The organism is uncultured Dialister sp., from assembly GCF_900538805.1.
Classification (GTDB): Bacteria; Bacillota; Negativicutes; order Veillonellales; family Dialisteraceae; genus Dialister.
This window is the reverse complement of sequence record NZ_UPZP01000084.1, coordinates 1-10,698: the sequence shown is the minus strand read 5'-3', so window position 1 is coordinate 10,698 and position 10,698 is coordinate 1. Positions and strand designations below refer to the sequence as shown.

Annotated in this window: 7 protein-coding genes; all 7 read left to right on the top strand. The window is 53.3% G+C overall.

Annotation, left to right across the window (positions count from 1 at the left end):
• The first annotated feature begins 210 nt into the window (after window positions 1-210).
• The 7 genes from speD to QZQ29_RS07465 all read left to right on the top strand — a co-directional run bounded on the left by speD (window position 211) and on the right by QZQ29_RS07465 (window position 10,390).
• Window positions 211-978, top strand: coding sequence for an adenosylmethionine decarboxylase (gene speD / locus QZQ29_RS07495; protein WP_296961908.1), 768 nt, complete (start codon window positions 211-213; stop codon window positions 976-978).
• A 32-nt stretch (window positions 979-1,010) separates the two neighbouring features.
• Window positions 1,011-2,222 (top strand): malic enzyme-like NAD(P)-binding protein, encoded by a 1,212-nt coding sequence (locus QZQ29_RS07490; protein WP_296961906.1) that lies wholly within the window; start codon window positions 1,011-1,013, stop codon window positions 2,220-2,222.
• Window positions 2,223-2,622: 400 nt separating this feature from the next.
• Window positions 2,623-4,140 (top strand): HD domain-containing protein, encoded by a 1,518-nt coding sequence (locus tag QZQ29_RS07485; RefSeq protein ID WP_296961904.1) that lies wholly within the window; start codon window positions 2,623-2,625, stop codon window positions 4,138-4,140.
• The gene (locus QZQ29_RS07480; RefSeq protein ID WP_296961902.1) at window positions 4,115-6,085 is read left to right on the top strand and encodes a penicillin-binding protein; all 1,971 of its coding nucleotides are present in this window, start codon (window positions 4,115-4,117) and stop codon (window positions 6,083-6,085) included. The genes QZQ29_RS07485 and QZQ29_RS07480 overlap by 26 nt, the downstream gene beginning before the upstream one ends.
• 808 nt (window positions 6,086-6,893) lie before the next feature.
• Window positions 6,894-8,561: a formate--tetrahydrofolate ligase gene (locus QZQ29_RS07475; protein WP_296961911.1), complete on the top strand. Its 1,668-nt coding sequence runs from the start codon at window positions 6,894-6,896 to the stop codon at window positions 8,559-8,561.
• 1 nt (window position 8,562) lies between these two features.
• Window positions 8,563-9,423, top strand: coding sequence for a bifunctional 5,10-methylenetetrahydrofolate dehydrogenase/5,10-methenyltetrahydrofolate cyclohydrolase (locus tag QZQ29_RS07470; RefSeq protein ID WP_296961901.1), 861 nt, complete (start codon window positions 8,563-8,565; stop codon window positions 9,421-9,423).
• 112 nt (window positions 9,424-9,535) lie between these two features.
• The gene (locus tag QZQ29_RS07465) at window positions 9,536-10,390 is read left to right on the top strand and encodes a mechanosensitive ion channel domain-containing protein (RefSeq protein WP_296961899.1); all 855 of its coding nucleotides are present in this window, start codon (window positions 9,536-9,538) and stop codon (window positions 10,388-10,390) included.
• Window positions 10,391-10,698: the final 308 nt, after the last annotated feature.

Genomic DNA, 10,698 nt, shown 5'->3' with positions numbered 1-10,698 from the left:
ATTCGCGTCGACTGATTCCTTGCATTGAATAAAAATACAAGAATGAAATCCGATAACGATTTAATCAGCGCTTCCCTTAAGTTATAGAGTTTACACTTATTTATGCTTAAAAAGTATACACGTTAATAGCCTATTTCAATTTATATAACCTTATGATATAATTTGTGTGTTCCGGTAAAGGAACCGATGAGGGAGGTGACAGTTTACTTCATGAAAAGGAGTAAGCTTAAACTTTACGGATTCAATAACCTGACGAAGACCCTGAGCTTCAATATGTATGATGTGTGCTATGCCAGCACGGAGGAAGAACGGAAAAAGTACATCGCCTACATTGACGAGCAGTACAGCGCCGAAAGGCTCACCGGCATTCTTCAGAAGGTGGCAGACACCATCGGTGCCATTGTGCTGAACATCGCCCAGCAGGACTATGATCCCCAGGGCGCCAGCGTGACCATGCTCATTGCAGAGGAAGAACTGGAAAAGAAGGATGTGGTGGCCCATCTGGATAAAAGCCATATCACCGTCCACACCTATCCGGAAATGCATCCCCAGGACGGTATCTGCACCTTCCGGGCGGATATCGACGTATCCACCTGCGGAAAGATTTCACCGCTCAATGCATTGAATTTCCTGCTCCGTTCCTTCGAAGCGGACATTGTCATCACGGACTACCGGGTCCGCGGCTTCACCAGGGACGTGAAGGGAAAGAAAATTTTCATCGACCATCGGATTAATTCTATCCAGAACTACATGGCGCCGGAACTCCGTCATACCTATGACATGATCGACGTCAATGTGTATCAGGAAAATATTTTCCATACGAAAATGATTCTTCACGACTTTAAGCTTGATAATTATCTTTTCGATATGACTGAAAAGGACCTGGCTCCGAAGGAAGTGAAACGAATCCGCCGCCTGCTGAAGCAGGAAATGTATGAAATTTTCAATGGCAGGAACATGCCTGCCATTAAAGACTGATTTGTATTCTTTTTATTACAAGGAGGAAAAGAATGGATACATCAGAACTGAAGAAAGAAGCCATTGCGCTTAGAAAAGAAAAGCACCAGATGATTAAGACTGCTCTCAACGCAGACATGAAAAACGGCCATGACCTGGCCATCGTCTACACCCCCGGCGTTTCCGCACCGTGCCTGGAAATCAAGAAGGATGAAGACCTGTCTCTGGAAATGACCTGGAGAGGCAACGTGGTAGCCGTTATTTCCGACGGCACCCGCGTACTGGGCCTTGGCGACATCGGCGCTGCCGCTGCCATGCCTGTTATGGAAGGCAAATCCGCCCTCTATAAGAGATTCGGCAACATCGACGCTATCCCCATCGTTCTTGACACCAAGGACAAGGATGAATTCATCCACACCGTAAAGCTGTTGGAAAAGAACTTCGCCGGCATCAACCTGGAAGACATTTCTTCCCCGAAATGCTATGACATTGAAGACGAACTGAAGAAAATCATGAATATCCCCGTATTCCATGATGACCAGCACGGCACCGCCATCGCAGCGCTCGCTGCTCTTCTTGGCGCCCTCAAAGTGACTGGCAAGAAAATCGATGAAATCAAAGTCGTCATGAACGGCGCCGGCGCAGCAGGCACCGCCATTGCCCGCCTTCTCCTGGAAGACGGCGTAAAACCGGAAAACATGACCATCCTTAACTCCAAGGGCATCCTCTATGATAACGGCAAACGGGACCGTGTTCAGCTGGAACTGATTCAGAAGACAAATCCGGAAAACAAACAGGGCACCTTCGCCGACGCCGTCAAAGGGGCCGACGTACTCATCGGCTGCTCCGCTCCCGGCGTATTCAACTGCGACGCCATTAAGACCATGGCCGACAAGAGCATCGTCTTTGCCATGGCAAACCCGGTACCGGAAATCATGGAAGAAGAAGCCAAGGAAAAGGGCGTATATATCTACGGCTCCGGCAGAAGCGACATGCACAACCAGGTTAACAACTCCTCCGTATTCCCGGGCCTCTTCCGCGGCGCCCTGGACGTAAGAGCACGGCAGATTAACGAAGAAATGAAACTGGCCGCTGCCCATGCGCTGGCTGACTTGGCCACCAAGTGCACCCTGGACCCGGACCATGTGGTGGTGGACGTATTCGATGAAAGAGTACCCCACGAAGTGGCAAAGGCCGTTGCCAAAGCAGCCATCGCCTCCGGCGTGGCAAGGGTCACCGAACTTCCTGAGCAGTATAAAGACTGATTGGACAGTTTAAAGAAAAAATCTCCTGCAGAGAGGAAAATCTCCGCAGGGGATTTTTTGTCTTGGGGCGACTGTGTCGGCTTTTCCGCCGACTGGTATTTAATGCTGCTTGTCTCACATATGCCGCGTACCGAGATTCTTCGCTACACTAAGAATGACAGTGTTCGGCGGGAAGTAAGTCCCGTAACGCTGACCATAAAATTTCATCGCCGTCAGGCGATACAACACCCTCTGAACCCGCCCGCTGGAAGCGGGCAGAACCCTTTGAACCTTCTGAACCCGAGCCGCAGGCCAATCCATGGGCCCCTTTCCTCACTGTACTGAAAAGTATATAATAAGGTATACGACTAGTGGCGGCCTGAGATGATATTTTCAGGGGCCGGACAGGAAAGGCTTTCTTATGAATCTGATTAACCGCATGGTTTTCTGCATCAGGGATCGGGGATTCCGGAATCTTCCGGAGGATGAACGGGCAGGAAAAATCGATGAAGGGGCGCTGGCTATCCTTCGAAAACTGAATGATGAGGGGAAAGAGGCCTATGTGGTGGGCGGCTGCGTGCGGGACCTTCTCATGGGCCTTGTACCCCATGACTGGGATATAACCGCCTCTGCCCGGCCGGAGGAGACCATGGCTATTGCGAAAGCGGCGGGCTGGAAGGCCATTGACGGCGGGGGACGGCGCTTTGGTACGGTCATTGTGGTGCGGAATGGAAAAAACTATGAGGTCACCACGTTCCGGAAGGAGTTTTACGGTGCCGATGCCCACAGGCCGGAGACAGTTTCTTTTTCCGATACATTGAAGGAAGATGTGAGCCGCCGGGATTTTACGGTGAATGCCATGGCCCTGGACGGGGACGGCTGTCTCTATGATTATTTCCATGGACTGGAGGATCTGGAAAAGAAGCGGCTCCGTACCGTAGGAGATGCGGAGAGCCGGTTCAACGAGGATGCCCTCCGCATGTTCCGGGCCTGCCGTTTTCTGGGGCAGCTGGATTTCATGGCGGATAGAAGTCTGGTGAAAGGCATGAAGGATGCCTTTCCACGGGTGGAAGGGCTTTCCCTGGAACGGGTGAAGGAGGAAGTGAACCGCCTTCTGGTAACACCCCATGCGGCCAGGGGACTTGACCTCATGGTGAGGAGCGGGCTCAATGAAATGAGCTGCCGGGTGAAGGAAAACGGTGCCTATACGGCAGTGCCCATCCTTCCGGAGCTTTCCCATCTGGTGGGCCTTCCACAGCAGAAGGAATTTCATAAGTACGACGGCTGGCACCACACCCTGGCAGTGGTGGACGCATCGGCGCCTATCCTGCTGAACCGATGGGCCGCTCTTCTCCACGATGTGGGAAAGGGGATGCCCGGCATCCGGGCGGTAAGGAAGGGCAAACTCACCGATTATGGCCACGATACGGAAGGAGCCCATATGGCAAGGGCCATTCTTTCCCGCTGGCGTATGCCCGCCGATTTCACGGACCGGGTGGTGTGGCTTGTGGAAAATCATATGAAATTTCACTATTTCGCCAATTTCGGCGAAGCCAATGCACTGAAATGGGTGCGAAGCCTGGCCAGAAATAAGACCTTTCGCTCCTCCGCCGACATGGCAGAGGCTTTCCATGAGATGACGGATTTGGGAAATGCGGATATCATCGGCTGCGGACGGCCCCTTTCCGCTACGGAAGGACACAGCGAGTTCGGACGGTACATGGAGGATTTATCACAGGAAGTGCCTGTCACCACCCATGAGCTTCATTACGGGAAAGAAGTGCCGGAACTTTTAGGGCGCCTGGCAGGAGAGGGAATGCAGAATCTTCTTCTCCGGGTGCAGAACGGAAATCTGGAAAATACGCCTGCCGCGCTGTATGACGCGGCGGTAAGATTTAAGAGGAGAAGGGAACATGAAAAAGGAACTGCCCAGGAATAGGATGAGGAAGCGAAGCATCAGGCTTTCTTTCATCCTCTGCTTCATCGGCGGCCTCCTGCTTCTTCGTCTCATGTGGGTGCAGATTATCCAGGGCCATCATTATGAAGAAATGGCCATGAACCAGACGGAGGGGGTGCAGACCCTCTATTCGCCCCGCGGCACCATTTACGACCGGAATGGCAGGGAACTGGCCTTTTCCATTATGGTGAAGTCCTTTTTTGCGGACCCCGGTACCATGAATGTGAGCCCCGAAGAGGCGGCGAAAGAGCTCTCGCCCCTGCTTCACCGGAAGGAAGGGGACCTGGTGAAGGATTTGTCAGAGGATACCCGCTTCGTATGGCTGGAACGGGTAATGGACCCGGAAGATTCGGACAAGGTCATCGCCCTCATTAAGGAAAAGAAATGGAAGGGCTTTGGTTTCTTCGATGAAAGCCGCCGTTTCTATCCCAACGACTCCATGGCTGCCAATGTGCTTGGCTTCGTAGGTCTGGACGACAGAGGCTTAGACGGACTGGAAATGTCTCTGGACGATCTTATCCGCGGCGGGAAAAATAAACAGCATATTTTAACCGATGCCAGGGGAAATCCGATTTTAAAGTCTGCCATGGCGCCGTACAAGGCGAAAAAGGAAAAATCCGTATACCTTACCATTGACCAGAACATCCAGTTCTATGCGGAACGGGCGCTGGACCGGGCCATGGCTTTCACCCATGCCTCTGGCGGTATTATCATCGTCATGGACCCCAAGACCGGAGCTATCCTGGCTTTGGGCAACCGTCCTTCCTATGACCCCAACCACTTCGATAAGGCCACGGAAGCGGAATTTAAGAACCGGGCGGTGGTGGATATTTACGAACCGGGTTCCACCTTTAAGCCCATTATTGCGTCGGCGGCCCTTGCTGCAGGCACCTATGATACACAGCGGGTATGGCACGACCCCGGCGCCGTATGGGCCTCGGGCCATGCCATCCGGAACTGGAATGACGAGTCCTACGGCGATGTGCGGCTGGTGGATATTCTGAAATTCTCCATTAACACCGGTTTTGCCCACATCGGACTCCTCACCGGCGGCGAGACATTGACCCGCTATGCCAAAGCATTTGGTTTCGGGAAGCCTACGGGCATCGAACTGCCCGGTGAAGGCAGCGGCATTCTCTTTGAACCGAAGGATATGCGGCCCATCGATGTGGCCACCATGTCCATCGGCCAGAGTATCGCCGTAACGCCTCTCCAGATGGTGCAGGCCTACAGCGCCATTGCCAATGGCGGCAAAATGGTGAAGCCCCATATTATCCAGTCCATCAAGAACGCTGACGGCAGTGACTACAAGGTGACGCCGGTGGAATACAGCGGCGAACCGATTTCACAAAAAGTGGCGGATGAAGTGAAGGACATGATGGAAAAAGAAGTCTCCGAAGGCGGCGGCACCAATGCGAAGGTGCCGGGCTACCACATGGCCGGCAAAACAGGTACAGCCCAGAAGCTGGACCCTGTGAACGGCGGCTACCTGAAGGGGCAGTACATCGCCTCCTTCTGCGGCTTCGGCCCTACTGAAGACGCCAGGGCCATCTGCCTTGTGGTACTGGATACGCCAAAGGGTACCTACTACGGCGGCCAGGTGGCGGCGCCGGTATTCAAGGAAGCCATGACCCAGATCATGCGGTATCTGAAAATCCCTACACTGGACGACCAGACCATCCATGCCAAACCGCAGGACAAGCCCATCGAACTGTACAAACCTAGCCTTCCTCCGGAAAGTGCCAAGGAATTCCGTCTCCCCAGCTTCACCGGCTGGTCCATGCGGGACGTAGGTGAATGGCTTACCCGGGCAGGCCTGGGCTTCCAGCCCGAAGGCAGCGGCTACGCCGATAAACAGGACCCCGGTATCGGCGCAAGAGTAAAACGGGGAGATAACGTAAAAGTTCATTTCTCCCATCATGATTGAAAAAGAGCAGCGCTTCCTTAGGAGGTGCTGCTTTTTTGACATGTGAGGGTTCAGAAGGTGCAAAAGGTTCACAGGGTTCAAAGGCTGGTGGTAGGCGCCCTTTAAAAAGAAGGGGCGCCAGTTTGGATAAAACCGGACAACCGCCCTTACGGGCGAGGGAAAACAAGCCAACCGCCCTTTGGGCGAGGGAAATGCACCCCTTCTGCCGCCTTCAGCGGCGTCTCCCCCGGAGGGGGAGATTTGCTCTCCGCTTACCCTTGCGCTAACTTAAGTTGCTCATTGTATAGTGGCGAGAAAACTTCCCCCTCCGGGGGAAGTCCCCGTAGGGGAATAGGGGTGCATTTCTGTTGTGGAGACCCTGCAGAGGGTCTCCAAGTCGGGCGAAGTTTGTCCTTAGCCTGCACACAAAAGGACCTTCCTATGAATCGCCCGACCGATGAAGCGAGGTTGTGAAGGTTTTCCATTCCGCGAAGCGGAATTCTAAAACTCATCGCCCGCAGGGCGATACCACAACCCTCTGAACCTTTTGAACCTTCTGAACCTTCTGAACCCTGCCACGCAGTGGCTCCAATGGTGATACCACAACCCTTTGAACCCGCCCGCTGGAAGCGGGCAGAACCTTCTGAACCTTCTGAACCCTGCCGCGAAGCGGCTCCAATGGCAATCCTTCCCCTTTGAACCCTTTGTACTTTCCGATTGTGATATAATGAAAAGAGCGTTGATTCATTGGCCCTATGATACCGGTGAATCCGTATTTCTAGCAGGTAAAGAATTCAAAAAAGTGGTTGGGCATGAAGGAGTGGACATGATGTTAAGCGATATTGAAATTGCACAGAAAGCAGAATTGAAGCCGATTACAGAAATCGGTGCTTCCATCGGGATTCCGGCGGAGGATTTGGAAAATTACGGCCCCTACAAGGCGAAGGTTTCCCTGAAGCTCACAAAGGAACTTGAGAACAAGCCCATGGGTCATCTGATTCTTGTCACCGCCATTTCTCCAACCCCCGCAGGGGAAGGGAAGACTACCACCACCGTAGGCCTTGGGCAGGCGCTGGCGCAGCTGGGTAAAAAGGCCATGATCTGCCTCCGCGAACCGTCCCTTGGTCCCTGCATGGGCATTAAGGGCGGCGCCGCAGGCGGCGGTTATTCCCAGGTGGTTCCCATGGAGGATATTAACCTTCATTTCACCGGCGACCTTCATGCCATTACGGCTGCCAATAACCTTTTGGCTGCCATGGTGGACAACCATATCCAGCAGGGAAATGCCCTTGGCATTGATCCCCGCCGGGTGGTATGGAAACGGGTGGAGGACATGAATGACCGGGTGCTCCGCCATATTGTGGTAGGCCTTGGCGGCCATGCCAACGGCGTTCCAAGGGAAGACGGCTTTGATATTACCGTGGCTTCCGAAGTGATGGCTATCCTCTGCCTGGCTGATTCCATCCGTGACATGAAGGAAAGGTTTGCCAGAATCATTGTGGGCTACACCTACGATAACAAGCCGGTCACTGCCGGTGACATCCATGCCCAGGGTGCCATGGCTGCCCTCATGAAGGATGCGCTGAAGCCGAACCTGGTACAGACCTTAGAGCACGTACCTGCCTTTATCCACGGCGGCCCATTTGCCAACATTGCCCATGGCTGCAACTCCGTACTGGCTACCCGCACAGCCCTTCACCTGGCGGATTATGTGGTAACGGAAGCCGGTTTCGGTGCGGATCTGGGTGCTGAAAAGTTCCTGGACATCAAGTGCCGTTTTGCCGGCCTGAAACCGGATGCCGCAGTACTGGTGGCTACCATCCGTGCCCTGAAGATGAACGGCGGCAAGGCAAAGAACGAACTCACCGAATCGGATCCGGAAGCAGTGAAGAGAGGTCTCCCGAACCTGCTTCGTCATATTTCCAACCTGAAGAAATATGGTCTCCCCATTGTGGTAGCCCTCAACATGTTCCCCAGCGATACGGCAGAAGAAAAGAAGGTTATCGAAGATGCCTGCGCCGAGGCAGGAGTTCCGGTGGCTGAATCCACGGTCTTTGTGGACGGCGGCAAAGGCGGCCTTGACCTGGGACGGAAAGTGCTGGAAGCGGTGGACAAAGGCTCTTCCTACAAGCCTCTCTATGACCTGGACCTGCCGCTGAAGGACAAGATTGAAACCATTGCTAAGGAAATCTACGGCGCAGGCAGCGTGCAGTACGACAGCGCCGCTGAAAAGGAACTGAAGCACATCGAGGACATGGGCTTTAAGAATGTACCGGTGTGCATTGCCAAGACTCCCGCTTCCTTCAGTGATGATCCCACCAAGCTGGGGGCGCCCTCCGGCTTTACCCTCCATGTACGGGAAGTCAGGATTTCTGCAGGAGCCGGCTTCGTGGTCGTTCTCACCGGCAAGGTTATGACCATGCCGGGCCTGCCCAAGCATCCGGCAGCTGAACGGATTGATGTGGATGATGAAGGACATATTACAGGACTCTTCTGATATGGCAGATATACTGGACGGAAAAGAAACGGCGGCCTCCCTGGAAAAGGTTCTTCGGGAAAGACTTTCGGCCCTGCGGGAAAAACATTATGAACCTAAACTGGCCATTATCCTGGCCGGCGGCAGCAAGCCCTCTGCCATGTACGCTTCCTTCATGCAGAAGGTGGCCAAGGGCTACGGCATTGAATCGGAAATTTTCCAGGAATCCGAAGACATTACGGAGGAAGAACTGGGAAGCCTGATTACCGATTTGAGCCATGACCGGGAAATCACGGGCATCCTCATGATGATGCCCCTGCCCGATGGCATTGATGCGGAAAAGATGATTGCCCTCATCGACCCGGACAAGGATGTGGACGGACTCACCGATACCAATGCAGGAAGACTTTCTGCAGGCAAGGCAGGGCTCTTTGGCTGCACGCCCCGGGCGGTGATGGCCATTCTTGACCACTACGGCATCAACCCCGACGGCCAAAAGGCGGTGGTCATCGGACGGAGCAATGTCATCGGCAAGCCGGTGTCCCTCATGCTTCTGAAGAAAAACGCCACCGTCACCATCTGCCATTCCCATACGAAGGATTTGAAGAAAATCGCTTCCGATGCGGATATCCTGGTGGCCGCTCTGGGCCATGCGGGCGCTGTGACGGCGGATATGGTGAAACCGGGAGCCGTGGTGATTGATGTGGGCATTAACCGGGTGAACGGCAAAACCGTGGGGGATGTGGATTTTGAGGCGGTTTCCGAAATCGCCGGCGCCATCACCCCTGTCCCCGGCGGCGTAGGCAGTGTCACCACCACCATGGTCATTGAAAATATCATTACTGCCGGTGAAAAACAGGCGGCAAAAGAAATGAAAGACTGAATCCATTTCATCAAAAAAGCGGCATTCCCAAGGATGCCGCTTTTCTGCTGGGAAAATATGATAAAATAGAAGAAATATTACTTCCTATTATTTCACAGAAAGGATTTTTCCATTGGAAACCAATGCAGTAACCAAGGTAGTGACTGATGAAATCAGCATTACCGCCAAATTTATGAGCGATTTGAAAATGTTTGCCCTTACCAAGGGCATTGACCTGGTGGAGGCCATTATCCTCTTCATCGTGGGCTACATCATCTGCCGTTACATCCGCAAGGCAGTGGAGCATATTCTGGATAAGAGCAATGTGGACCCTTCGGCAAAGACCTTTATTTCAGAAATCATATTCTTCTTCTGCCTTGCCATTGTATCCATCGTGGCTTTGGGCACTGCCGGTGTAGCGGCAGGCACCCTGGCGGCAGCTTTCGGCGGCATGGGCCTTGCCATCGGCCTTGGTCTCAAGGACAATATCGGCAACGTGGCCTCCGGCATCTTCATCCTCATCTTCCGCCCCTTCCGGGTGGGGGACTACATCCAGGTGGGTACCAGCCAGGGCACCGTCACCGATATCCGCATTATGTACACCCTGATTTCCACCCTGGGCAACCAGATGATTGTCATCCCCAATTCCTCTCTCATCAACAGCGTCATTAAAAACTATTCCGCCTTTGAAACAAGAAATCTGGAATTTACCTTCGACGTGGGCTACAGCACAAACCTGCCGGAGTGCATCGCCCTTCTGAAGAAAATTTTCACAGAAGACGACTATGTGCTGAACAAAGACAGCCTTCCCATCTACGTGAACTCCCTGGCTGAATCATCCATCCGTATCTACGTGAGGGCCCAGGTGGACCGGCAGAAATATTTCGACGCCCAGAATGAACTGTATATCAAGGTGAAGGAAGCCTTCGACAAAAACGGAATCGATATCCCCTTCCCCCAGATCGTGGTGCACCGGGCGAAGGATTAAGAGGCTTCTGCGTGGTCGGGATTGAGATGCCCCGCCTTTCACATGTCATCCGGGGTCGGTCAGCCGACAATCGGAAGGCCCTTTTATGGGCAGGCTAAGGGCCAACTTCGGCTGACTTGGAGACCCTCTGCAGGGTCTCCACAATAGCGAAGGATCTCGGTACATGGAGAGGGTGAGACTGATGCTGGTAAATACCAGTCAGCGGGGCGGCGCTTACTTATATTGGAGCGGTAAGGAAGCGCTGATTAAATCGTTGTTTGCTTTTATTCTTGAATTTTTATGCAATGCAAGGAATGAGGCGACGCGAA

Excerpts from the sequence above, each read along its gene's own strand:
- speD (WP_296961908.1), top strand. The coding sequence starts at position 211 with ATGAAAAGGAGTAAGCTTAAACTTTACGGATTCAATAACCTGACGAAG.
- QZQ29_RS07490 (WP_296961906.1), top strand. The coding sequence starts at position 1,011 with ATGGATACATCAGAACTGAAGAAAGAAGCCATTGCGCTTAGAAAAGAA.
- QZQ29_RS07485 (WP_296961904.1), top strand. The coding sequence starts at position 2,623 with ATGAATCTGATTAACCGCATGGTTTTCTGCATCAGGGATCGGGGATTC.
- QZQ29_RS07480 (WP_296961902.1), top strand. The coding sequence starts at position 4,115 with ATGAAAAAGGAACTGCCCAGGAATAGGATGAGGAAGCGAAGCATCAGG.
- QZQ29_RS07475 (WP_296961911.1), top strand. The coding sequence starts at position 6,894 with ATGTTAAGCGATATTGAAATTGCACAGAAAGCAGAATTGAAGCCGATT.
- QZQ29_RS07470 (WP_296961901.1), top strand. The coding sequence starts at position 8,563 with ATGGCAGATATACTGGACGGAAAAGAAACGGCGGCCTCCCTGGAAAAG.